Source organism: Pseudomonas sp. MM227 (assembly GCF_947090715.1).
GTDB classification, from domain to species: Bacteria; Pseudomonadota; Gammaproteobacteria; order Pseudomonadales; family Pseudomonadaceae; genus Aquipseudomonas; species Aquipseudomonas baltica.
The window spans coordinates 1551741-1574296 of the sequence record NZ_OX352319.1; the positions used below are offsets into that span (position 1 = coordinate 1551741).

The window sequence follows — 22556 nt, forward strand, 5'->3', positions numbered from 1 at the left end:
TCGCCAGCGTTTTCAAACGGTGTTTTTTCTCACGTGTTCGAGCAGTGCCTGCAGCGGGTGACGGACCGTGTGACCTTCTTCGCGCTTGACCTGGCTGCGGCAGGAGTAACCGTCGGCAAGCAGATTGCCAGCGTCATGATAACGGGCCAGCAACGGCTGCCAGGACTGCCCGTAGATGACCTTGGAGGTGGCGACATTGCGCGCTTCGTGGCCATAGGTCCCGGACATGCCGCAACAGCCACTCGCCAGCACCTGCAGGGTCGCGCCCAGACGGCTGAACACCTGTTGCCAATGGGTGATGCTGCCGGGCTCGTTGGTCTTTTCGGTGCAGTGCGGCAACAGCTGGTAGACCCCGGCGGTGCCCGGCTGCTGGGTTTGTGGCAGCACCTGGGCAAGCCATTCCTGAGGCAACAGCACGGTAGGGGCGTGGTCCTGGCCCAGGGTCTTGGCGTACTCCTGGCGATAGACCAGGGTCATGGCCGGGTCCAGGCCGACCAGGGCGATACCGCTGGCCTGCAATTGGCGCAGTGATTGCGCGTTGTGCCGCGCGGCCTTGTCGAAAGCACCAAGAAATCCCTGCACCTGCAGCGGCTTGCCGTTGGCCGCGAAGGGCGCCAGGTAGATATCGAAACCCAGCCGCGCGATCAGTTCGAGCCAGTCGGCCATGACCGGTGTGTCGAAGTAACGGGTGAAGGCATCCTGCACCAGGACCACGCTACGCTGACGCTGCTCGGTGGTCAGCCGGGCGAGCTGCTCGGCGCTCGCCGGGCGTACGTTCCAGTCCCGGCAGTGAGCCTGGAAATCGACCAGGCTGAGCAACGGGCTGTCGACCATGCCGGCCACGTGTTGCAGCGCATGACGCACCGGCGAGAACGACATGACCGCGTTGTAGGCCCTTGGAAAGCGTGCCAAATACGGAATGCTGAATTCCAGCGAACCGATCAGGTAGTCCTTCAGCGGCCGTAGGTAGCGGCCATGGTAGAGCTGCAGAAAGCGCGAGCGGAATTCCGGCACGTTGACCTTGACCGGGCATTGTCCGGCGCACGACTTGCAGGCCAGGCAACCGGCCATGGCGTCGTAGACCTCATGGGAAAAGTCTTCGCGGCCCATTCGCCGAGCCAGGCTGTTGCGGGCGCGTTCGAACAGGCTGCCGCTGGCGGTGTGCAATACGTTGGCGCCGTGCAGGCCCTGCAGGCGCAGCCATTCGCGGATCAGCGAGGCGCGTCCCTTGGGCGAATGAATGCGGTTGCGTGTGGCTTTCCATGACGGGCACATGGCGTCGTTCGGATCGAAGTTGTAGCAGGCACCGTTGCCGTTGCAGTGCAGCGCACTGTCGTAGCTGCGCCAGACGCGCTCGTCGATGCGGCGATCCAGTTCGCCGCGCAGGGTCACCTCGTCGACTTGGGTAAGGCGTGCACTGGCAACGCTGGCCGGCGTGGCGATCTTGCCGGGGTTGAGCTGGTTGAACGGGTCAAAGGCGGCCTTGAGCGCCTGCAGGGCAGGGTACAGCTCGCCGAAATACTCGGGCACGTATTGCGAGCGCAGGCCTTTGCCGTGCTCGCCCCAGAGCAAGCCGCCGTGGCGCTGCGTGAGGGCCGCGACCTGATCGGAAATGGGCCGGATCAGGGCCGCCTGACGCGGATCCTTCATGTCCAGGATCGGCCGCACGTGCAGCACCCCGGCATCGACATGGCCGAACATGCCGTATTGCAGGCCGTGACTGTCGAGCAGGGCGCGGAATTCGCCGATGTAGGCCGCCAGGTTGTGCGGCGGGACCGCGGTGTCCTCGACGAACGGCTGCGGCCGGGCCTCGCCCTGGACGTTGCCGAGCAGGCCGACCGCCCGCTTGCGCATGGCATACACGCGCCCCACCGCCAGGGCGCCGACCGCCAGGGTGTGCCCCAGGCGCCGTACCGTGGTGTCCTGCTGCAAGTGGGCGATGAACTGCTCGACACGCTGCTCGACCACGTCCAGGTCGTCGCCGCTGAATTCCACCAGGTTGATGCCCAGGGTCGGCGCCTGTGCGTCAGTGGGGAAGTATTCGGCCACGCCATGCCAGACGATGTCGTTCATCGCCAGCAAGAGGACTTTGGAGTCGACGGTTTCGATCGACAGCGGCTGGTGCGCCATCAATGCGTTGGCATCGTTCAGCGCGTCCATGAAGCCGGCGTAGCGCACGTTCACCAGGATCGAATGCTTGGGGATCGGCAACACGTTCAACTTGGCCTCGACGATGAAGCCCAGCGAGCCTTCCGAACCGCACAGCACGCTGTTCAGGTTGAAGCGCCCGTCGGCCTCGCGCAGGTGGGCCAGGTCGTAGCCGGTGAGGCAGCGGTTGAGCTTGGGGAACACCGCGTCGATCAGCTCGGCCTGCTCGTCGGCGATGGTCGATGCGCAGCGATAGACTTCGGCGATCCGCCCGTCGCCAACCCGATTAGCCTGCAATTGCGCGGCATCGAGGGTATGGCTGTGCAGGCGCTCGCCACCCAGCAACAGGGTGGTCAGTTCCAGCACGTGGTCGCGGGTCTTGCCGTAGGTGCAGCTGCCCTGGCCGCTGGCGTCGGTGTTGATCATGCCGCCAATGGTTGCGCGGTTCGAGGTCGACAGCTCCGGTGCGAAGAACAGGCCGTGGGGTTTCAGGGCCGCATTGAGCTGGTCCTTGACCACGCCGCTCTGCACTCGCACCCAGCGCTGCCCGACGTTGATCTCCAGCACCTGATTCATGTGCCGGGAGAGATCCACCACCAGGCCATCGGTCAGCGACTGGCCGTTGGTGCCAGTACCGCCGCCGCGCGGGGTCAGCACAACGCCGCGATGTTCCGGCTGGCTGGCCAGGTGCGCGAGCAGTTGCACATCGGCCTCATGCCGGGGGAACACCGCCGCCTGGGGCAGGCGCTGATAGATCGAGTTGTCAGTGGCCAGGACCGTGCGGGTGGCGTAGTCGTCGACGATCTCGCCCTGGAAACCCGCACCTTCGAGCTGGCGCAGCAGTGCCTGGTAGGGCGCAAGAGGGGCTTTCTGGCGGGACAGTTCGGCGATCATGGCAGGCGGTATCCGGCTGGTTTGAAGGGTCTGCATTCGAAATATGCGGGCTGGCAGTGGGCACTGCTTACCGCAGTCGCTCTGCAGAGACAGGCCTGCCCATGCTGCAGGTTGCTTGCAACACAGGGGGTGTGGACGTATTTTCGCGAATGCACGACGAGCTGGCAAACGTATATCCTTCGGTTTTTGCATGAGTTCAATGAATGAATCCCAGACGGCTCACGCCCTCCATGTCGTTGTTGCTGGCGTTCGAAGCGGCCGGCCGCCACGGCAGTTTCACTCGGGCGGCGGCCGAGTTGGCCCTGACCCAGAGTGCAGTGAGCCGACAGGTGCAGGTGCTCGAAGCGCTGCTGGAAGTGACGCTGTTCAGGCGTGACGGCAGGCACATCGAGCTGACGGCGGCGGGCGCGCTGTATCAGCACGAACTGGCCGGAGCGCTGGCGCGCATTCGTGGCGCTACCCTGCAGACCATTTCGCACCGTGCCGAGGCCGATACCCTGCAACTGGCGGTGCTGCCGACCTTCGCTTCCAAATGGCTGATGCCGCGGATGGGCGATTTCTACGCTCGCCATCCCGGCAGCCTGGTGCATATCCATTCGAGAATCGTGCGTGGGGACCTGTCCGAAGGCGCGCAGGACATGAGCGCGATCATCTGCGCGGGGTCGGGGCAGTGGCCGGGCTATATGGCGCACCGGCTGCTCTCGGAGAAGCTGGTGGTGGTGGCCAGCCCCAGGGCCCTGCCTGGGCATGCGCAGGTGTCGCTGCAGGACGCCGCTCGGCAATTGTTGCTGGGCGTGGTGTCGCGCCCCCACGCCTGGTCGGACTGGTTCGCCAGCGTCGGGCTGGCAGGCTCGCCGAGCATGCGCCTGGGGCCGAGCTTCGAGCACACCGCGCATTTGATTCAGGCCGTCATCGCCGGGATCGGGATCGGCCTGGTGCCGCGCATCCTGGTGCAGGACGAGATCGCCCAGGGTGAGTTGGTGACCCTGTTCGAACCCATGGAAAGCGGGCGCGGCTACTACCTGGCGTACCCGACGCACAACCAGCAGCTGCCGTCGCTGGTAGCCTTCCGCGAGTGGTTGTTGTCCATTCCGTTTCCGGACAGTTGATCGGATACCCGATCCCCTGTGGGAGCGGTCATCGGCCGCGAAGGGCGCCCTGCGTATTATCTGCCGTACCGCGGCGCTCATTTCGCGGCCACAGACCGTTCCTACATGTTCTGTAGCAACTTCGCCAACCAACCATCGAAGCGGCTAGCTGTCAGAGTGCCACTGACCATGAGGAATCCCTGTGTTTCATATCTATGCGACTGTCGCCTTCCTGTATGTTGCGCTGCGCTTCGTCTACCCGCTGCCCCTGGCCACCGGCTGGCGCGTGCTGATCGGCCTGGCACTGCTGGCCGCGTCCAAGTACCACATGTTGATCCTCGCCTTCACCGGGACGATGTACTCGCCCGAAGTGCCGTACGCGGTGGCCTATGGCGCCGGATGGGCCTTCACTGCGTTTGCCCTGTTGTTCGTGTTCGTGCTGGTGCTGGACCTTGGCATCCTGTTCACCCGTCTGGTCCGGCGCCATCGCCCGTCGCGCGAAGCCCTGGTCAAGTGGCGCTGCGGCGTCGCGGCCCTGGCGGTAGCAGTCTCGGGTTTCGGCGTTGCCCAGGCCACCCGCGTACCCGAAGTGCGTCAGCTGGAACTGCAGATTCCCGGGCTTGCCGCGTCGATGGACGGCTTCAGGCTGGTGCAGTTGTCCGACCTGCACATCAGCGTGCTGTTTCCCGAGCCCTGGGTGGAAGAAGTGGTCAAGCGCAGCAACGCGCTGGCGCCTGATCTGGTGGTGATCACCGGCGACCTCATCGATGGGACCTTGCAGGCGCGGGCTACCGATGTGAGGCCGTTGGCGCAACTGCGCGCCCGCAATGGCGTGATCGCCATCCCCGGCAACCACGAATACTATTTTGGCAACGAAGGCTGGATGGCCAGATTCCGCGAAGCCGGCATGCACAGCCTGATCAACCAGCATGAAGTGGTTGGCGACGCGCGCGGGCAGTTAATCATCGCCGGTATCACCGACAAGGTCGCCACCCAGTACGGCGGCAGTGCGCCGGACCTGGATCTGGCCCTGCGCGGCGCACCGGCCGGGGCGCCGGTCGTCTTGCTCAACCACCGACCTGCGGGGATCGATGAGGCGATCGCTGCCGGGGTCGACCTGCAGCTTTCCGGGCACACCCACGGCGGGATGATTCGCGGCTTCGACCAGGTAGTGGCCAGGGCCAACGAAGGCTTCGTCTCGGGTCTGTATCGGCGCGCCGGCCTGCAGTTGTACGTCAGCAACGGCAGTGGGTTGTGGAACGGCTTTCCAATCCGCCTGGGCGTACCGTCCGAGATCACCGAGTTCACCTTGCGCGCAGTACCGTCCGGCCAATGAAACGGCAGCGCAGGGGAATCAACGGCGCAGGCCGTACTCACTTGTCTGACGCGTGTTCAATCACAACAGGGGCGAGCAGATGAGCAATGCATTCAAGGTCGGCGATGCGGTGCGCTGGAATTCCGAAGCAGGGGAGATTCACGGCAAGGTGACCAAGGTCCACGTCAAGGATGTGGAATTCATGGGCAAGCACCGCCCGGCGTCCAGGGACGAACCGCAGTACGAGGTGAAGAGCGACAAGACCGGGCATTCGGCGCTCCACCACGCCGATGCCCTGCACAAGGCGTGAAGATCCAAGCCGCACCCCCTGTAGCAGCGGCGCAAGCCGCGTCGGCGCTGCACGAGGTGGGTCAGGCGCAACATGGGTGAGGGCCTGACGCGGCTTGCGCCGCTGCTACAGGGAGCGCGCAAGCCGCAGGGGGATGCATGCGCAGGGGCAAGCTCGGGGTTATCTGAAATCCGCGGCGCTATGCCGTTCCGGCACTTGGGTCGCTTCATCGCCCCAGGTGCGGTTGACCCGCTGGCCGCGCTGCACCGCAGCGCGTTGTGCGATGTCCTCGGCCCAGCGCTGTAAGTGAGGGTACTCCTCGACCGACAGAAACTGCGCGGCGTCATACAGATTGCCGCGCACCAGTTGCCCGTACCAGGGCCAAATGGCGATGTCGGCAATGGTGTAGTCGGCACCGGCCACATAACGGGTCTGGGCCAATTGCTGGTCCAGTACATCGAGCTGGCGCTTGGCTTCCATGGTGAAGCGATTGATCGGGTATTCCAGCTTCTCCGGTGCATAGGCGTAGAAATGCCCGAAGCCGCCGCCCAGGTAAGGCGCCGCGCCCATCTGCCAGAACAGCCAGTTCATCGCTTCGGTACGGGCGACGGGGTCCGCCGGCAGGAACTCCCCAAATTTCTCCGTTAGATACAACAGGATCGATCCCGACTCGAACACCCGCACGCTTGCGCCTGCGCTGCGGTCCAGCAGCGCGGGAATTTTCGAGTTCGGATTGATTTCCACGAAACCACTGGAGAACTGATCGCCATCGCCGATGCGAATCGGCCAGGCATCGTATTCAGCCTCGGCGTGGCCCAGTTCCAACAGCTCCTCGAGCATGATGCTGACCTTCACACCATTGGGCGTCGCCAGTGAATAGAGCTGCAGCGGGTGCTTGCCCACCGGCAATGGCTGTTCGTGGGTGGCCCCGGCAGTGGGGCGATTGGTCTTGGAGAACTGGCCGCCGGAGTCTGCGTCGTTTTTCCAGACCTTGGGCGGAACGTAGGGGGTAGGGCTCATGCAGTGCGCCTCCTGATGGGCTTGAGATGTGCCTTCACGGTGCTTGAACACCCGTGCCTGGCATGGGAAGTATGTGGTGAAGATAGGACTTGGCCCGGGCCGGTACAGTTCATCCCCGTACCGTTCGGGACCCGTTGCAGTACCGTCGAATAGCAACCAGCTGTTTTTCAAGAATATTTGTTGCGCATGGGGTTTCCTGTGGAAAAGAAACCTGATAAATTCCCGCTCGTTCATGCAGAGGCCAGCAATTGGCACTTCTTGCACCGGATACAGGGGCGTCGCCAAGCGGTAAGGCAGCAGGTTTTGATCCTGCCATGCGTTGGTTCGAATCCAGCCGCCCCTGCCATTAACCGGTCACTTGAACCAGCATTCTCGTCCCATCCTCTCTCTACCCACAATATACTGTGCATCGATCCCGTTGCGATCGCTTCTATTGACGGCACCTCGAACATTGCGTGGCGAAACGCCTGTGGTCGCTACCTTGGCCTTCTGGCATCGCTTGCGTCTGGAACTGTGCGGTCAGGCCACTGCCTATAAGGCATAGCGATGCAACCATTGATATCACCTTGATAGGGTAGTTGGAGGCGTTCTGAATCACACGACAAACGTGGCAACTGCTTCCCAGGTCGAGCGTCTGCGCCGGGTATTGCAAGAAGCGGGTTTCGATCCGAGCGACGCTCGGACCCGTGCCGCCCTGGAGCAGCTGCAAGCGTCGGTTCCACATCCAGAGCTCGCAGACGATGACGCTGAAGGTCTATCGCAGGCCACGAGTGATGCCCGTGAACGAGCGGCCCTCGAAAGCTTCAAGGAAACCCAGGAGCGTTACCGCCTGGCCGTCAAGGCCACCAACGACGCGATCTGGGATTGGGACCTGAGCCGCAACCATGTGGTGTGGAACGAGGCGCTGGAACAAGCTTATGGGCATCCTCTGGCTTCAGTGGAAGGCACCGGCGAATGGTGGATCGAGCACATCCACCCAGAAGACCGCACCCGCGTCGACACTTCCATCCATGCGGTGATAGACGGCACGCTGTCGGCTTGGTCCGGTGAATACCGTTTCCAGCGGCACGATGGCAGCTATGCCGAAGTGCTCGACCGCGGCCACGTGATCCGCAATGCCGAAGGCCGGGCGGTGCGCATGATCGGCGCGATGCTCGACCTGACCCGCACACGCGCTGCCGAAAGCGCGCTGCGTGAAAGCGAAGAGCGCTTCCGCAAGATTCTTGAAAACATCGAATCGGCCTTTGCCATCGTCGAGGTCAAGTTCGACGAGCAGGATCTGCCGGTCGATTACCGGTTCCTGGAAGCCAACCCGGCCTTCGAGCGCCAGGCCGGGGTCAACCTGCGTGGGCGTTGGGTGACCGAATTCGCTCCGGACCTGGAACAATTCTGGTTCGACACCTATGGCCATGTGGCCAAGACCGGCGAGCCCGCGACGTTCGAGAACTACGCCGAAGCGTTCAAGCGCTGGTTCGATGTGCGGGCGGTGAAGTTCGGTTCCAGCGACGAGCGCATCATAGCCATCATCTTCAGCGACGTTACCGAGCGGCGTAATGCCGAGGAGCGGTTGCGCGCCAGCGAGGCCGTGGCCCGGGAAAACATCGAGCGCGTCCAGCTGGCACTGGCGGCCGGGGCCATCATCGGGACGTGGCACTGGCATCTGCCAACCGATCGTTTTGCGGTCGATGAGGGGTTTGCGGCGGCGTTCGGGCTGGACCCGAAACTGGGCCGCGAAGGCCTGAGCCTCGAGACGATCGTGGCCACTGTGCATCCCGATGACCAGGAGGGCTTGGCTGCCGCCATCGATGAAGTGATCCAGCGCGGTGGCAGTTATTCCCATCAGTATCGCGTGCGCCGGGCCGACGGCCACTACTACTGGATCGAGGCCAACGGTCGCGTCGAGAACGATGCCCAAGGCCAGCCACTGCGTTTTCCAGGCGTGCTGATCGACGTCGAGGCGCGCCGCTCGGTCGAGGCCGAGCGCGATCGGGCCCTGTCTGCGTTGCGCGCGCTCAACGATACGCTGGAGCAGCGAGTCACCGAACGCACGGTCAAGCTGATCCAGGCCGAAGAAAAACTGCGCCAGTCGCAGAAAATGGAAGCGGTCGGCCAGCTCACCGGTGGTCTGGCCCATGATTTCAACAACCTGCTGGCGGGCATTTCCGGCGCGCTCGAGCTGATGAGCACGCGCATCGCCCAAGGCCGCTGGATGGAAACCGACAAGTACATCAGCACTGCCCAAGGCGCCACCAAGCGCGCGGCGGCGCTGACCCACCGTTTGCTGGCCTTCTCGCGGCGACAGACGCTCGACCCGCGACCTACCGACGTCAACGTGCTGATGGAAGGCATGACCGAGCTGATCCAGCGCACGGTAGGCCCCAGTATTCGCGTGGAGACGGTCGGCGCCATCAACCTGTGGCCGACCCTGGTCGATGTCAGCCAGTTGGAAAACGCGTTGCTCAACCTGTGCATCAACGCCCGCGATGCCATGCCCGATGGCGGTCAGATCACCATCGAGACGGCCAACCGCTGGATGGACCGGGAGGCGGCCCGTACCCATGACATTCCCGAAGGGCAATACCTGTCGGTCAGCGTCACCGACACCGGCACCGGTATGTCGCCGGATATCATCGCCAAGGCGTTCGATCCGTTTTTCACCACCAAGCCCATCGGCCAGGGCACAGGCCTGGGCCTGTCGATGATCTATGGCTTCGCCAAGCAGTCGGGTGGCCAGGTGCGGATCTATTCCGAGCTGGGGCAGGGCACCACCATGCGCATCTACCTGCCACGTTATTATGGCGAGGTCGATGACGAACTGCCGGAAACCCGCGAGTCGCTGGCTGCCGCGGCCCATGCCGGAGAAACCATCCTGGTCGTCGACGACGAACCGACGGTGCGCATGCTGCTGATCGATGTGCTCGGCGATCTGGGCTATACCCTGATCGAGGCGGCGGACAGCCTCGCCGGGCTCAAGGTCCTGCAGTCGGATGTGCGCATCGATCTGCTGATCACCGACGTCGGTTTGCCAGGCGGCATGAACGGCCGGCAGATGGCCGATGCCGGGCGTGAGGTGCGCTCCGACCTCAAGGTGCTGTTCATCACTGGCTACGCGGAAAACGCAGCGATCGGCAACGGCTATCTGGGTCCGGACATGCAGGTGCTGACCAAACCGTTTGCCATGGATACCCTGGCTGCCAGGGTCCGGGAGCTGATGAGCCTTTGAGCCGCGCGTCGTAGCGCAGGCCTTCGCAGGAGTTGTCGATGAACCGATTCGTTGCCACCACGGCAGATCTGCAACCCGGCTGGCAGTCGCGATGCCGCCTTGGCTCAGTGGAAATCCCCGCGCACTACATGCGTGGCGGTACGTCGACTGGCGTTGTCCTATGGGAGCCGTTGCTGCCTGCCGACAGCGTGCTGCGCGAGCAGCTGCTGCGCCAATTGATGGGTGTGCCGGCCGCGGGCAGCTATGCCGGCAATCGGCAGATCACCGGCCTGGGCCGTGGCCCGGCGACCAGCAACAAGGTCTTCGTGATGAACACCGAGCGCGTCGGCGACGGTGTCCGTTTGATCAGCACCCTGGCGCAGCTGGCCAGCGATCACGCGCAGATCGACTGGAGCGTCAACTGCGGCAACATGTCCAGTGCGCTGCTGCTGTGGGCGCTGGACATGGAGCTGCTCGAAGCATCGGCCAGTGGCCTCTGCGAAGTCGACATTCGCAATACCAACACCGGCGTGATCACCACGGCGCGCATGCAGCGTGATGCGCAAGGACGTTTCACCGAAACGGCGATTCCCGGCGTGATGGGCGAGTATCCGGCGGTCGATCTGTTTCTCCATGCACCGGTGGGCAACAAGACCGGCGCCCTGCTGCCGACCGGAGCGGTAATCGACCGCATCGAGGGCATCGAGGTGTCCTGCGTGGACGTAGCGGTGCCGATGGTCATCGTGGAGGCGAGCAGCCTGGGCAAGACCGGCCATGAACCTGTGGCGACACTGGCGGCCGATCAAGCCTTCATGGCCAAGCTGCGTACCCTGTGGACCCAGGCCGGATTGAAAATGGGCCTGCGCCGCAAGGATGGCGTGTTGATGACCGCCGCCGAACTGGGCCGCAGCGAAACCATTCCGAAAATCTGCATCGTCGCCGCCCCACGCGATGGCGGCAACATCGCGGTGCGCTACTTCACGCCTCAGACCGGCCACGCCTCCATGGCCGTATCCGGCGGTTGCTGCCTGGCTGCCGCCTGCCTGCTGCCGGGCACCACTGCCCACCGCGTGGCCTTGGGTATTGCCACACCGGGTGTATCCCTCATGGACATCCAGGTCAGCATCGAAAACCCGGCCGGGCGCCTGGACACCACGGTTGTGGCGGCCTTGGACGCTGGGCACCTGCAGATCCACAGCGCGGCCTACCGCCGCAGCACGCAGATCCTAATGCGCGGCCATGTGCCGCTGTCCGGGGCTTCGAGTGAACTGCAACAGGCACTGCTCGGCGTTCGATCCTGAGCCACCGAGCCCTGCAGGGCCCGGCAGCAGCGGGTAGCTACGGCATGCCCAGCCAGTTCGGCAGGGCCAGGGAGATGAAGGGCACGTAGGTCACCAGCAGCAGGAACATCAGCAGGATCGACAGCCACGGCAGGGCGGCGCGAATGGTCTGGCCCAGGGTCAGTCCGGTGACGGCCGAGGTGACGAACAGGTTCAGGCCTACCGGCGGATGGACCAGGCCGATCTCCATGTTGACCACCATGACGATGCCCAGGTGAATCGGGTCGATGCCCAGCTCCATGGCGATCGGGAAGAAGATCGGCGCCAGGATCAGGATGATCGCCGAAGGCTCCATGAAGCTGCCGGCCACCAGCAACACGATGTTGACCATGATCAGGAAGCCCAATGGCGTCAGTCCTTCGGACAGCACCCAATTGGTGATCTGCTGCGGTATCTGTTCGGTGGTCAGCACGTGGGCGAAGAGCATGGCGTTGGCGATGATGAACAACAGCATGATCGTCAGCCGGCCCGATTCGAGGAGCACCTTCGGGCATTCGGCGAGGCGCATGTCCTTGTATACGAACAGCGCGATGAACGCCGAGTAGACCGCCGCCACGGCGGCCGCTTCGGTGGGAGTGAACATGCCGCTGTAGATGCCGCCGAGGATGATCACCAGCAACAGCAGGCCCCAGAAGGCACGACGGGCAGTGCTCAGCCATTCGCGGAAGGTGGCCCTTGGCTGCGCCGGCAGTTTCTTGATCCGCGCAACGATGTAGATCACCACCATCAAGATCACGCCGAGCAGGATGCCCGGAATCACCCCGGCCATGAACAGCTTGCCCACCGAGGTCTCGGTGGCCGCCGAATACACCACCATCACGATCGAAGGCGGGATGAGAATGCCCAGGGTGCCAGCGTTGCAGATGATGCCGGCGCCGAACTCGCGTGGATAGCCGGAGCGCACCATGCCGGCTACGGCAATCGAACCGACCGCTGCAACGGTGGCCGGCGACGATCCGGACAGCGCGGCGAACAGCATGCACGCCAGCACCGCAGCGATCGCCAGGCCGCCGCGGATATGGCCCACGCAGGCGTTGGCGAAATCGATCAGCCGTTGTGCCACGCCGCCGGTGGTCATGAAGGCGCCGGACAGCAGAAAGAACGGGATCGCCAGAAAGGTGTAGCTGTCCGAGGTCTCGAACAGTTTGATCGCCAGCGAGCTCAGAGAGTCCTGGCTGAACAGCAGGATCGACACCGCGCCGGACAGGCCCAGCGAAATGGCGATGGGCACGCCCAGGAACATGAACACGAACAGCAGCAGGAACAGGCAGATAACGGTCATCAGCGTTGCTCCTCGCCAGGGTGGGCCAGCTTGCTGGCTTCAGCAGCCTCGTCGGCCAGGCCCAGCCCGGTCTGCCGATGGCTGTAGATGCGGTACATGATTTCCAGGTAGCGGGCGATGATCAGGGCGAAGCCGATCGGCACGATCAGCGCGATGTGGCCGACTTCGATGCCGTAGCGATCCAGGTCCTCGGCACCGATGCCGGCCACCAGAACCGCCGACACCCACTTGATGCTGGCGACCAAAAACAGGCCGGCATACAGCAGGCAGCAGCCGCAGGCGATCATCGCCAGGACACGCTGGGCCGGCTTGCTGGTTTTCTTGACCAGCACGTCGACTCCCAAGTGGCCGGCAGTACGCACGCCATAGGCGATGCCGAAGAAGATCAACCAGCCGAACAGTGCTTTGGTCAGCGCGATGCTCCAGGTCATTTCCTGGGCGTAACCCATCAGGTGATCACCGATACCGGCGAACAGATCGCTGCTCCACGCCCATTTGTCGCTGAGGACGTAGAACATCGTGTAGAGGTTGTTGAGCGCGACGTAAGTGAACGTCACCAGTGTCATGGCAGCCAGCAGGAAGGCGATCATGCCTTCTTCGAAACGCTCCCAGACTTGCCTGAGCGATTGCATAGGAATTCTCCGAACGTCGTGAGAGCGACCGCCGCCCACCGGGCAGCCGCGCGTCCATCACCGCTGGCCCTAGCCAGCGGATGCAGGGTACGGGACAGGTGCTTACGAGGCCTTGTTGGAGGCTTCGGCTGCCTTGATCAGGTCGGGTCCGATCTGCTCGGAGAATTTGTCCCAGACCGGGCGCATGGCTTCGCGCCACTGTTCGCGTTGCTCGGCGGTCAGTGGGTCGATCTCACTGGTCTTGGCATCGATGATTTTCTGCCGGGCGGTCTGGTTCAGGGCCTCGGCCTGCTTGTTCACCTCGACGGTGACCTGGTCCATGAGCGTTTGCAGTTCGCCGCGGACATCGTCGGGCAGGCCGTTCCAGAACTTGGAGTTGGTGATCACCATGTAGTCGATCAGGCCATGGTTGGTCTCGGTGAAGAACGGCTGGACCTCATGGACCTTCTGGCTTTCGTAGTTCGACCAGGTGTTCTCGGTGCCATTCACGGTGCCGGTCTGCAGGCCCTGGTAGACCTCGGCGAAACTCATCTTGCGCGGGTTGGCGCGGATCGCCTTGAACTGCTCCTCGAGTACGCTGGAGGCTTGCACACGGAATTTCAGTCCGCGGGCGTCCTTGGGCAGGATCACCTTCTTGTTCGCCGACAGTTGCTTCAGGCCGTTGTGCCAATAGGCCAGGCCATGAATGCCCTTGTCGTCCATCGAGGTCAACAGCGCCTTGCCCTGCGGCCCCTGCTGGAAGCGGTCGACCGCAGCCAGGTCATCGAACAGGAACGGCAGATCGAAGATCTGCACCTGCTTGGTGTAGTGCTCGAACTTGGCCAGCGAGGGGGCGAGCATCTGCACGTCGCCCAGCAACAGTGCTTCCATCTCTTTGCCGTCGCCGAACAACGAGGAGTTGGGATAGACCTCCACTTTCACCTTGTCCTTGAGCTTGGGGTCGGCGGCCACCAGTTTCTGGAACAGCAGTGCGCCTTGGCCCTTGGGGGTGTTCTCCGCCACCACATGGGCGAACTTGATGACGACGGGATCGGCGGCCTGGGCCAGGGTTGCCATCGAAACGGCGGCGGCGCAGAGCAGCGCCTGGGTCAGCTTGAACATCGAGATCACCTTGTTATTGTTGTAGGACAATCCATTTTCGGCGGCTGTTTCGAGCCAACCGGCCCGATGCAGCGTAGAAGTGTTTTCAGCTTCAGGGTCGCTCAATCGCGCCTGTGGCGAAAATCTGTATTTGCATAACCCGGCGTTCGGCTCTGGCGAACGCCAATGTGCAGGCTAGCCGCCCGACAATTGCACCAGGCGTCTGGCACGCAGCAGTACCGGTGCATCGATCATCTGGCCCTCGAACTGGAAAGCCCCCGCACCTCCCGCAGCCGTACTGGCCGCCAGCACCGCATGAGCCCATTGGAGCTCTGCCGCGCTGGGCGCCAGTGCGGCATGAATGACCGCCACCTGTCTGGGGTGAATGCACAGTGCACCGCCGTAGCCGAGGTTGCGCGCGTGTTCGATGGCGCGTTGCAACCCCGGCGTGTCGTCCAGGGCGGCGAACACACCGTCCAGGGGCGGCAACAGGGCGGCGGCCCGCGAGTGCAGTTGCACGCTCATGCGGCCCTGATCCAGAAAAGCCTCCGCCGCGGGTGTACCGTGGCTCAGGCCCAGATCCAGGGCCAGGTCCAGACTGCCGAAGCACAGGCGCTGCACCCCGGGGCCATGGGCGATCGCCTGCAGCGCCAGCAAGCCTTTGGCGCTCTCGATGATGGGCCACAACGGTTTGCCGCTCTGGCAGGCCGTGGCGAGTTGCGCGCAGGTCTCGGTCTTGGGCAGCACCACCCCCACCACACCAGGATAGTTCGCGCAGAAGGCCAGGTCGCTGGCGTGCTGGGCATGCCCTGGGGCATTCACTCGAACCATGACCTGCGCCGTGTCGGTGTGCCGGAGGAAATCTGCAAGGTGCTGACGCGCGTGGGGTTTGAGTGCTTCTTCCACGGCGTCTTCGAAATCGACGATCACCGCGTCGGCGCCAGCGGCCAGGGCCTTGGCGAACCGTTCGGGGCGGCTGCCCGGCACGAACAGCGCCGAGCGAAGGGGAGAGGTCGGCATGGCGCGGATTCCCGTGTTGGTCGTGGCACGCCGCAGCAGGCGGCGGCGATACCGAAGGTGCCGGTTGGTGCGTCAGATCACGCCGCTGGCGCTCATCTGCGCCCGTTGATCGGCGGAGTAGCCCAATTCCTCGAGAATCCCCGCCGTGTGCTGTCCCAGCGCGGGCACCGCGTCCATGCGCGGGACGAACGCGGTGTTGCTGGCCGGCGGCAACAAAGCGGGAAGCTTGCCGGAGGGGCTGTCCACCTCACGCCAGCGCTCGCGTGCGGCGAGTTGCGGATGCCGCCAGACGCCGGCCATGTCGTTGACCTGGGCATTGGCGATCTGTGCGGTTTCCAGACGGGCCAGCACCTGTTCGACCGACAGCTGCGCAAAGCTGTCGACGATGATCTGCCGCAGTTCATCGCGGTTGCGCGAGCGTTCGAAGTTGCTGGAAAAGCGCGCGTCGTCGGCCAGCGACGCATCCAGCAGCACCTTGTCGCAGAACAGCGCCCATTCACGCTCGTTCTGCAGGCCGAGCATGATGGTCCCGCCGTGCCCGGTCGGGAACGGTCCGTACGGATAGATCGTGGAATGCGCCGCACCGGCGCGGGCGGGCGGTGGCGCACCCTTGTAGGCGTAATACAGCGGATAGCCCATCCACTCCACCAGGCTTTCGAGCATCGACACGTCGATCCGGCTGCCCACCCCAGTCTTGTCGCGCAGCATCAACGCCGAGAGCACCCCGGTGTAGGCGTACATGCCGGCGGCGATGTCGGCGATCGAGCAGCCGGCCTTGGCCCGCTCGTCTTCGCCGGGGCCGCCGGTCACCGAGAGAAAGCCGCCCTCGCTCTGGATCAACAGGTCGTAGGCTTTTTTCTTCTCATAGGGGCCGCCTTCGCCGTAGCCGGAAATGTCGCAGACGATCAGTCGCGGATAACGCGCGTGCAACGCCTCGAACGACAGGCCCATCCGCGCTGCAGCGCCGGGTGCCAGGTTCTGCACCAGCACGTCGGCCTTGGCCAGCAGGCCGTGCAGGACCGCGTCGGCGGCTTGCTGCTTGAGGTCCAGGGTCAGGCTTTCCTTGGAGCGGTTGGTCCAGACGAAATGCGACGCCAGGCCGTCGACACGCTGGTCGTAGCCACGGGCGAAGTCACCGCTGCCGGGGCGTTCGATTTTCACCACGCGCGCACCGAGGTCGGCCAGTTGGCGGGTGCAGAACGGCGCGGCGATGGCGTGTTCCAGGCTGACGACGGTGATACCGTCCAGCGGACGCGGGTTGAGCTCGGTCATGGGGTCACCTGTGGGTCAGAACAAATCGTTCAGGGTCGATGCGTCGCGCAGGTGCCAGATCTTGTCGATCAACACGCGCGCCTGGCTCGCTGTACGTGCACCGGAAAAGGCCAGCAGACGCAGGAACTTGTCTTCCAGTTCTGCGCGCGAAAGGGTATTGCCAGGGTCGCCCTTGGGCTCGTCGATCGCGGCGCTCAAGGTGCGGCCATCGGTGCTGGTGACGACGACCCGTCCCAGCCAGCGCGCGGGGTAGGCGGCGTCGACCTCGCGGTCCAGCTCCATGCTGACCTTCTCTCGGAAGCCGTCGACAGCAGGGTCGGTCAGCGCCAGATCGCGGAACTCGATCAATTGCGCACTGCCGTGTACGGCAATCAGACCCAATACCGCGCCCATGGAAAACTTGGCCTGGTGCACCGTGCTGGGCTTGACTACCCGCCCGAGCACATCGATGGCAGCCTGATGGACGCGCGTGACGACCTTGGCGATCTGTTCGTGCTGCAGGCCCTCGCGTTGCATCAAGTGCAGCAAGGCGTCGGCGGCAGGGTGGGTGTGGCGGCACGATGCGTGGAACTTGAACGAGGTTTCCGCCAGCGCCCAGCGGCTGCCGAGCCGATCGTCCAGGCGGGTGGCGTCGGCGTCGCTGGACATACCGGCCGCCAGGCCTTGCTCGCCTTCGAGGATGTTGCGCGCACCGCTCAAACCGTCTTCGGTCATGTACGCCGCCAGCAAGCCATCGGCAGCAGCCTTGGCGGCGTGCAACTGCTTGGAATCGGCCGCATCGCGCAGGAATTCCCAGAGCCCGGCGGCCTGGGTGCCGGCAGTGCCCAACAGGTTGATGAACTGTTCGTGGTCGAACCTCAGCAGCTTGCCCACGGCCACGGCGGCAGCCAGGGTGCCGACCGTGGCTGTGGTGTGGAAGATCCGATAGTGGGAGCGGCCCATGAACTCGCCGATGCGGATGCCGGCCTCGTAACCGGCCACGGCCGCCAGCAGCAGCTCGCGCCCCGACTTGCCGCGATCCTGAGCCGCAGCCAGGACGGCGGAAAACACCACCGTGGCCGGGTGCAGTACCGAGCTGTTGTGCAGGTCGTCCTGCTCGACCAGGTGCGACGCGGCACCGTTCACCAGCGCGGCGAAGTAGGCCGATGTGCCTTGGCCGCTGCCCAGCATCCTGGCGGGGCCGTCGCCGGGCCCCATGCGCCGTGCATAGCGCTCGAACAGGGGAATGGGATGGGCACCCTGGCTGGCCAGCGCCGAGCCCATCCAGTCCAGGAACAGGTCTTCGCAACGGGCGAGGACGGGCTCGGGAATGTGCTCGTAGTGCAGGTCGGCGAGGAAGGTGGCCAAACGGTGCGTGGCGTTCATCGACAGCTCCTCAGAAACTGCGTGGCAATTCGAGCAGATGCTCGGCCACGTAGGACAGGATCAAATTGGTGGAGATCGGCGCGACCTGGTACAGGCGGGTTTCGCGAAACTTGCGCTCGACGTCGTATTCGCAGGCGAAACCGAAGCCGCCGTGGGTCTGCAGGCAGGCATTGGCGGCCTCCCAAGAAGCCTTGGCCGCCAGGTACTTGGCCATGTTGGCGCTGGCGCCGGCGTTCTGCCCGCTGTCATATTCGACACAGGCGCGCCAGCGCATCAGGTCGGCTGCTTCGATCTCGATGTGCGCTTCGGCAATCGGGAACTGCACGCCCTGGTTCTGTCCGATCGGCCGGCCGAAGACCACTCGATCGCGGGCGTAGGCACTGGCCTTTTCGATGAACCAGCGACCATCGCCGATGCATTCGGCGGCGATCAGCGTCCGCTCGGCATTGAGGCCGTCGAGGATATAGCGAAACCCCTTGCCTTCTTCGCCGATGAGGCTGTCGGCGGGCAGTTCGAGGTTGTCGAAGAACAGCTCGTTGGTCTCGTGGTTGACCATGTTGGCGATCGGCTGCACGGTCAGCCCCTTGCCGATCGCTTCACGCAGATCGACCAGGAAGATCGACATGCCTTCGGATTTCTTCGTCACCTGGGCCAGCGGTGTAGTACGCGCCAGCAGAATCATCAGGTCCGAATGCTGCACTCGGGAGATCCACACCTTCTGCCCATTGATGACGTACTTGTCGCCCTGGCGCACGGCGGTGGTCTTGATCTTGGTGGTGTCGGTGCCGGTGGTCGGCTCGGTTACCGCCATCGATTGCAGGCGCAATTCGCCACTGGCCAGCTTGGGCAGGTAGTGGCGCTTCTGCGCCTCGCTGCCGTGGCGCAGCAAGGTGAACATGTTGTACATCTGCCCATGCACCGTGCCCGAGTTACCACCGCAGGCGTTGACCTCTTCGAGGATCACCGAGGCCTCGGCCAGGCCCAGGCCCGAGCCGCCGTATTCGCTGGGAATCATCGCCGAGAGCCAGCCGGCATCGGTGAGGGCCTTGACGAAGGTTTCAGGAAAACCCTTCTCCTCATCGATCTTGCGCCAGTAGGCTGCGTCGAATTCTGCGCACAGGGCACGAACGCCCTCGCGGATGGCATTGAGGTCTTCTTCATCGTAGACGGACATGGCACGGTTCTCGGAGTCGATGATGGGTTCGCGGTCAGTGGCCGGACTGGGGCGGGGAGCTGGAGTCGAAGGTGACATCGGCGCTTTGCGCGACGCCCGCCTCGTTGCCGGCCCACAGCCGCGCCTTGCCCTGTTCGAGCAGGCAGCCACTGAGCTGGAACGCAGTGGGCACGGTCAAAGGGCGTACGCCGCGGTAGGCGAAGTGGCGCACAGGCTTTCGAGGGTTGGCGCGGATGAAGCTGCGCAGCAGCAAGGTGGCGATCAGCGGCCCGTGCACCACCAGGCCAGCGTAGCCCTCGACGTCAGTCACGTAGGGGTGGTCGTAATGGATGCGATGGCCGTTGAAAGTGACGGCCGAGTAGCGGAACAGCAGGGTCGGGGTCGGCTTTACCGTTTCACTCCACTGCGCAGCGACCGGTGCAGGGTCACTGGACAGTTTGGGAGGGTTCGGCTCCCGGTAGACGATGTCCTGCTCTTCGCGCAGGCACAGGCGGCCGCCCTGGGTGTAGTCGTGGCGCACCGTGACGAACAGCAGCGCGCCGGTGTGGCCGTGCTTTTCCTCGATACGCAGGATAGTGGACAGGCGCTCGGCGGCGCTGCCCACCGTCAGTGGCGCGATGAACTCCAGACGGCCACCGGCCCACATGCGGTTGCGATTGTCGGCGGCGGGCAGAAAGCCGCCGCGCAACGGGTGGCCATCGGTGCCCAACTGGTCTTCCGTGACTGGCGCCTGGAAAAAGCACCACTGCCACAGGGGCGGCAGCGGCTCGCCGTCTTTTGGCGCAGGTTCGCCGAAGGTCGCGGCGATGCGCTCGGCAATGTTCTGGCTGAGCACATCCTGCGCCTGTTCGGTGCGGCCCATCCAGGCGCTGTAGTCGATGGCTGAATCTGATGCGCTCATGGTGGCCTCTGCATTTTTGTTGTGCTGCGATGATGCGAGGGCCGCGGCATTCTGTGAATTTGCATTTGCGTAAGGCGGCGTTCATATTTGCCGAACGCTTGAAGGTAGGATCCCCACCATGCACTTCGACCTGGCCGACCTGCGCCTTTTCATCCATATCGGCGAATCACCCAGCCTGACCCAAGGCGCGCGCCGGGCGTTCCTCTCGCCGGCTGCGGCCAGTGCCCGGATCAAGGCACTGGAGCAGCAACTCGATACGCGCCTGCTGTACCGTGACAGCCGCGGCGTAGAGCTGACGCCGGCAGGGCAGAAGCTGCTCGTGCATGCCCGGCTGATCATGCGTCAGGTCGACTACCTCAAGGCCGACTTCACCCACCTGGGCGCCGACTCGGCCGGGCACATCCGTATCTTCGCCAACACCACGGCGGTGACCGAGTTCCTGCCCGAAGTGCTGGCCGGTTTTCTCGCCCGGCGCCCCGGGGTAAGCGTAGATCTGCAGGAGCGCCTGTCGCGCGACATCGTTCGCGGCGTGCTCGACGGCAGCACCGACATGGGCATCATCGCCGGCCCGGTCGAAGCGGCGGGGCTGCAGGTAATGCATTTCAGCACCGACCGGCTGGTACTCACCGTGCCCGTGGGGCACGAGCTGGCACAGTGCAGGCGCATCAGCCTGAAACAGACCCTGGCGTTTCAACACATTGCCCTGCACGAAGGCAGCACCTTGCTCAGCTTTCTGCGTGAGCACGTCGAGCGAATCGGCCAGGGGCTGTCGCTGCGCATCCAGGTGTCGAGCTTCGAAGCGATCTGCCGGATGGTCGAGGCCGGGGTCGGCATCGGTATCATTCCAGAGTCGGCGGCCCTGCGGCACAGCCGTACCATGCGCCTGGTGACCATCGAACTGGACGAGCCCTGGGCGATACGCGAGCGCAGCATTCTGGTACGCGAGCTCGAGGCGTTGCCCGGCACGGTTCGCGCGCTGATCGCCACTTTGATGCCGACACCGGTGCCGGATTGAGATGATGCGTTGCAACTTGGCCCCAGGCTTTCTATCATCGCCGCGGGTGCACCGCTGCATACGGCAGGGGGCAGGTTAAAGTTCAGCGTTGGTCGGGCCGCCAGCGGAGAGCCACCGTGCCTGCAAAAAGACCGGCGACACCTGCCATCCCCCGTCCTCAACAGCTCACCGAACGCGCCCTGGCGGCGCTCGAACGCTTCTCCCACATCGAGGCCGTCAGCGGCATCGTGTTGCTGCTTGCCGCGATCACCGCACTGGTCTGGGCCAACAGCTCGATAGGGGATTCCTACGAGCACTTCTGGCATACCCAGGTCACCTTGGGCCTCGGCGATTTCAGCGTTTCGCAGTCCCTGCATTTTCTGGTCAACGATGGCCTGATGACCATTTTCTTTCTGGTGGTGGGTGCCGAGATACGCCAGGAAATCAAGGATGGCGCGCTGGCCAACCTGCAGCTGGCAGCCCTACCGCTGGGTGCGGCACTGGGTGGCGTGCTGATGCCCGCCTTGCTCTACCTTGCTCTCAACCACGGCACACCGGCCAGCGCCGGCTGGGCAGTGCCGACCGCTACCGACATCGCTTTCGCCGTGGGCGTGCTGGCGCTGCTGGGTAAATCCATTCCCGCCAGCGTGCGGATCCTGCTGCTGGCACTGGCGATCATCGACGATATCGTGGCCATCCTGATCATCGCCGTGTTCTATACCGCCAGCCTCGACTACCTGGGTCTGCTGGTGGCCGTGGCCGGGTTGCTGCTGGTGCTGCTGTTCCAGCGCATGGGCATCAGCAAGGCATATGCCTATGTGTTGCCGGGCGCGATCGTCTGGTTCGGCCTGCTCAAGACGGGCGTCCATCCCACCCTGGCTGGGGTGATTCTGGGCTTGATGACGCCGGTCTATTCGAAGCCGATGAGCGAGCGCCCGGTGGATATCATCCGCCGCAATTTCAACGAGCTGATGGAGCGCTTCACCCCCGGCAGCGACAACCGCGAGGCGGTTGCCGAGCCGCTCAGGCAGTTGCGCGATGCGCAGCGCGAAGTGCTGCCGCCGGTGCAGCGGATACAGGTCGGGCTGCATCTGTGGGTGGCGTTCGGCGTCATGCCGTTGTTTGCGCTGGCCAATGCCGGGGTCAGTTTCGCCGGCGCCAACCTCAGTGACGCGGTGTCGCAGCATGTGTTTGGCGGGGTGATGCTGGCCCTGGTGCTGGGCAAACCGCTGGGCGTGCTGCTGTTCAGCTTTCTGCTGGTCAGGCTGAACATCTGCAGGCTGCCCGAGGGTGTGACCTGGAGTGGGGTAGGCTTGGTCGGTCTGCTCGCCGGGATCGGCTTCACCATGTCGATCTTCATCGCGTCGCTGGCGTTCTCCGACCCGACCCTGCTGGCTTCGGCCAAGCTCAGTGTACTGGCGGCGTCCACGGTGGCGGCGGTGCTGGGTCTGGTCTGGGGCAAGCTCACGTTCGGCAAGAAGCGGCCTGCGTGATAGCGATGGCCTGAGGTTGCGCTGGCCTTGGTGAGAGGCCTGAGCTT

Annotated in this window: 17 protein-coding genes and 1 tRNA gene; 8 read left to right on the top strand and 10 right to left on the bottom strand. The window is 64.1% G+C overall.

Annotation, left to right across the window (positions count from 1 at the left end; genetic code table 11):
• Positions 1-12: 12 nt before the first annotated feature.
• On the bottom strand, positions 13-3042 hold the full coding sequence (locus ONG87_RS07110) for an FAD-binding and (Fe-S)-binding domain-containing protein (protein WP_264382510.1): 3030 nt from the start codon (positions 3040-3042) through the stop codon (positions 13-15).
• A gap of 203 nt (positions 3043-3245) precedes the next feature.
• Here ONG87_RS07110 and ONG87_RS07115 point away from each other — a divergent pair, with 203 nt between their 5' ends.
• From ONG87_RS07115 to ONG87_RS07125, 3 genes are all read left to right on the top strand, one after another.
• Positions 3246-4151 carry a LysR substrate-binding domain-containing protein gene (locus ONG87_RS07115; protein WP_264382511.1) on the top strand — a complete coding sequence of 302 codons (906 nt, stop codon included), beginning with the start codon at positions 3246-3248 and terminating at the stop codon, positions 4149-4151.
• Between the two features lie 181 nt (positions 4152-4332).
• Positions 4333-5466, top strand: a complete 1134-nt coding sequence (locus tag ONG87_RS07120; protein ID WP_264382512.1) for a metallophosphoesterase — start codon at positions 4333-4335, stop codon at positions 5464-5466.
• A 79-nt stretch (positions 5467-5545) separates the two neighbouring features.
• Positions 5546-5755 carry a DUF2945 domain-containing protein gene (locus ONG87_RS07125; RefSeq protein WP_192054028.1) on the top strand — a complete coding sequence of 70 codons (210 nt, stop codon included), beginning with the start codon at positions 5546-5548 and terminating at the stop codon, positions 5753-5755.
• 159 nt (positions 5756-5914) lie between these two features.
• On the opposite strand, the gene yghU is transcribed toward ONG87_RS07125, so the two are convergent.
• Positions 5915-6754, bottom strand: a complete 840-nt coding sequence (gene yghU, locus ONG87_RS07130) for a glutathione-dependent disulfide-bond oxidoreductase (RefSeq protein ID WP_264382513.1) — start codon at positions 6752-6754, stop codon at positions 5915-5917.
• 271 nt (positions 6755-7025) lie between these two features.
• Between yghU and ONG87_RS07135 the strand changes: the two genes are divergently transcribed.
• The 3 genes from ONG87_RS07135 (at position 7026) to ONG87_RS07145 (ending at position 11257) form a co-directional block, all read left to right on the top strand.
• Positions 7026-7100: transfer RNA gene (locus ONG87_RS07135), tRNA-Gln, on the top strand.
• 261 nt (positions 7101-7361) lie between these two features.
• On the top strand, positions 7362-9977 hold the full coding sequence (locus ONG87_RS07140) for a PAS domain-containing protein (protein WP_264382514.1): 2616 nt from the start codon (positions 7362-7364) through the stop codon (positions 9975-9977).
• Positions 9978-10015: 38 nt separating this feature from the next.
• Positions 10016-11257 carry a PrpF domain-containing protein gene (locus tag ONG87_RS07145; protein ID WP_264382515.1) on the top strand — a complete coding sequence of 414 codons (1242 nt, stop codon included), beginning with the start codon at positions 10016-10018 and terminating at the stop codon, positions 11255-11257.
• A gap of 37 nt (positions 11258-11294) precedes the next feature.
• Here ONG87_RS07145 and dctM read toward each other — a convergent pair whose 3' ends face one another.
• The 8 genes from dctM to ONG87_RS07185 form a co-directional block, all read right to left on the bottom strand.
• A complete protein-coding gene (gene dctM, locus ONG87_RS07150) occupies positions 11295-12578 on the bottom strand; it encodes a C4-dicarboxylate TRAP transporter large permease protein DctM (RefSeq protein WP_122479017.1) in 1284 nt (427 codons plus the stop codon).
• Positions 12578-13210, bottom strand: a complete 633-nt coding sequence (locus tag ONG87_RS07155; protein WP_185793792.1) for a TRAP transporter small permease — start codon at positions 13208-13210, stop codon at positions 12578-12580. The genes dctM and ONG87_RS07155 overlap by 1 nt, the downstream gene beginning before the upstream one ends.
• 102 nt (positions 13211-13312) lie before the next feature.
• The gene (locus tag ONG87_RS07160; protein ID WP_122479700.1) at positions 13313-14311 is read right to left on the bottom strand and encodes a TRAP transporter substrate-binding protein; all 999 of its coding nucleotides are present in this window, start codon (positions 14309-14311) and stop codon (positions 13313-13315) included.
• 174 nt (positions 14312-14485) lie between these two features.
• Positions 14486-15310 (bottom strand): CoA ester lyase, encoded by an 825-nt coding sequence (locus ONG87_RS07165; RefSeq protein ID WP_264382516.1) that lies wholly within the window; start codon positions 15308-15310, stop codon positions 14486-14488.
• Positions 15311-15382: 72 nt separating this feature from the next.
• Positions 15383-16582: a CaiB/BaiF CoA-transferase family protein gene (locus tag ONG87_RS07170; RefSeq protein ID WP_122479012.1), complete on the bottom strand. Its 1200-nt coding sequence runs from the start codon at positions 16580-16582 to the stop codon at positions 15383-15385.
• A gap of 15 nt (positions 16583-16597) precedes the next feature.
• On the bottom strand, positions 16598-17947 hold the full coding sequence (locus ONG87_RS07175; protein WP_264382517.1) for an MmgE/PrpD family protein: 1350 nt from the start codon (positions 17945-17947) through the stop codon (positions 16598-16600).
• 10 nt (positions 17948-17957) lie between these two features.
• On the bottom strand, positions 17958-19121 hold the full coding sequence (locus tag ONG87_RS07180) for an acyl-CoA dehydrogenase family protein (RefSeq protein ID WP_264382518.1): 1164 nt from the start codon (positions 19119-19121) through the stop codon (positions 17958-17960).
• A 34-nt stretch (positions 19122-19155) separates the two neighbouring features.
• A complete protein-coding gene (locus ONG87_RS07185) occupies positions 19156-20022 on the bottom strand; it encodes a transposase (protein WP_185793788.1) in 867 nt (288 codons plus the stop codon).
• A 118-nt stretch (positions 20023-20140) separates the two neighbouring features.
• Here ONG87_RS07185 and ONG87_RS07190 point away from each other — a divergent pair, with 118 nt between their 5' ends.
• Positions 20141-21037 carry a LysR family transcriptional regulator gene (locus ONG87_RS07190; protein ID WP_264382519.1) on the top strand — a complete coding sequence of 299 codons (897 nt, stop codon included), beginning with the start codon at positions 20141-20143 and terminating at the stop codon, positions 21035-21037.
• A 116-nt stretch (positions 21038-21153) separates the two neighbouring features.
• On the top strand, positions 21154-22509 hold the full coding sequence (gene nhaA / locus ONG87_RS07195; RefSeq protein WP_264382520.1) for a Na+/H+ antiporter NhaA: 1356 nt from the start codon (positions 21154-21156) through the stop codon (positions 22507-22509).
• The last annotated feature ends 47 nt before the right edge of the window (positions 22510-22556 follow it).

Excerpts from the sequence above, each read along its gene's own strand:
- ONG87_RS07145 (WP_264382515.1), top strand. The coding sequence starts at position 10,016 with ATGAACCGATTCGTTGCCACCACGGCAGATCTGCAACCCGGCTGGCAG.
- dctM (WP_122479017.1), bottom strand. The coding sequence starts at position 12,578 with ATGACCGTTATCTGCCTGTTCCTGCTGCTGTTCGTGTTCATGTTCCTG.
- ONG87_RS07160 (WP_122479700.1), bottom strand. The coding sequence starts at position 14,311 with ATGTTCAAGCTGACCCAGGCGCTGCTCTGCGCCGCCGCCGTTTCGATG.
- ONG87_RS07155 (WP_185793792.1), bottom strand. The coding sequence starts at position 13,210 with ATGCAATCGCTCAGGCAAGTCTGGGAGCGTTTCGAAGAAGGCATGATC.
- ONG87_RS07115 (WP_264382511.1), top strand. The coding sequence starts at position 3,246 with ATGAATCCCAGACGGCTCACGCCCTCCATGTCGTTGTTGCTGGCGTTC.
- ONG87_RS07125 (WP_192054028.1), top strand. The coding sequence starts at position 5,546 with ATGAGCAATGCATTCAAGGTCGGCGATGCGGTGCGCTGGAATTCCGAA.
- ONG87_RS07170 (WP_122479012.1), bottom strand. The coding sequence starts at position 16,582 with ATGACCGAGCTCAACCCGCGTCCGCTGGACGGTATCACCGTCGTCAGC.
- ONG87_RS07190 (WP_264382519.1), top strand. The coding sequence starts at position 20,141 with ATGCACTTCGACCTGGCCGACCTGCGCCTTTTCATCCATATCGGCGAA.
- ONG87_RS07185 (WP_185793788.1), bottom strand. The coding sequence starts at position 20,022 with ATGAGCGCATCAGATTCAGCCATCGACTACAGCGCCTGGATGGGCCGC.
- ONG87_RS07180 (WP_264382518.1), bottom strand. The coding sequence starts at position 19,121 with ATGTCCGTCTACGATGAAGAAGACCTCAATGCCATCCGCGAGGGCGTT.
- ONG87_RS07165 (WP_264382516.1), bottom strand. The coding sequence starts at position 15,310 with ATGCCGACCTCTCCCCTTCGCTCGGCGCTGTTCGTGCCGGGCAGCCGC.
- ONG87_RS07175 (WP_264382517.1), bottom strand. The coding sequence starts at position 17,947 with ATGAACGCCACGCACCGTTTGGCCACCTTCCTCGCCGACCTGCACTAC.
- ONG87_RS07110 (WP_264382510.1), bottom strand. The coding sequence starts at position 3,042 with ATGATCGCCGAACTGTCCCGCCAGAAAGCCCCTCTTGCGCCCTACCAG.
- yghU (WP_264382513.1), bottom strand. The coding sequence starts at position 6,754 with ATGAGCCCTACCCCCTACGTTCCGCCCAAGGTCTGGAAAAACGACGCA.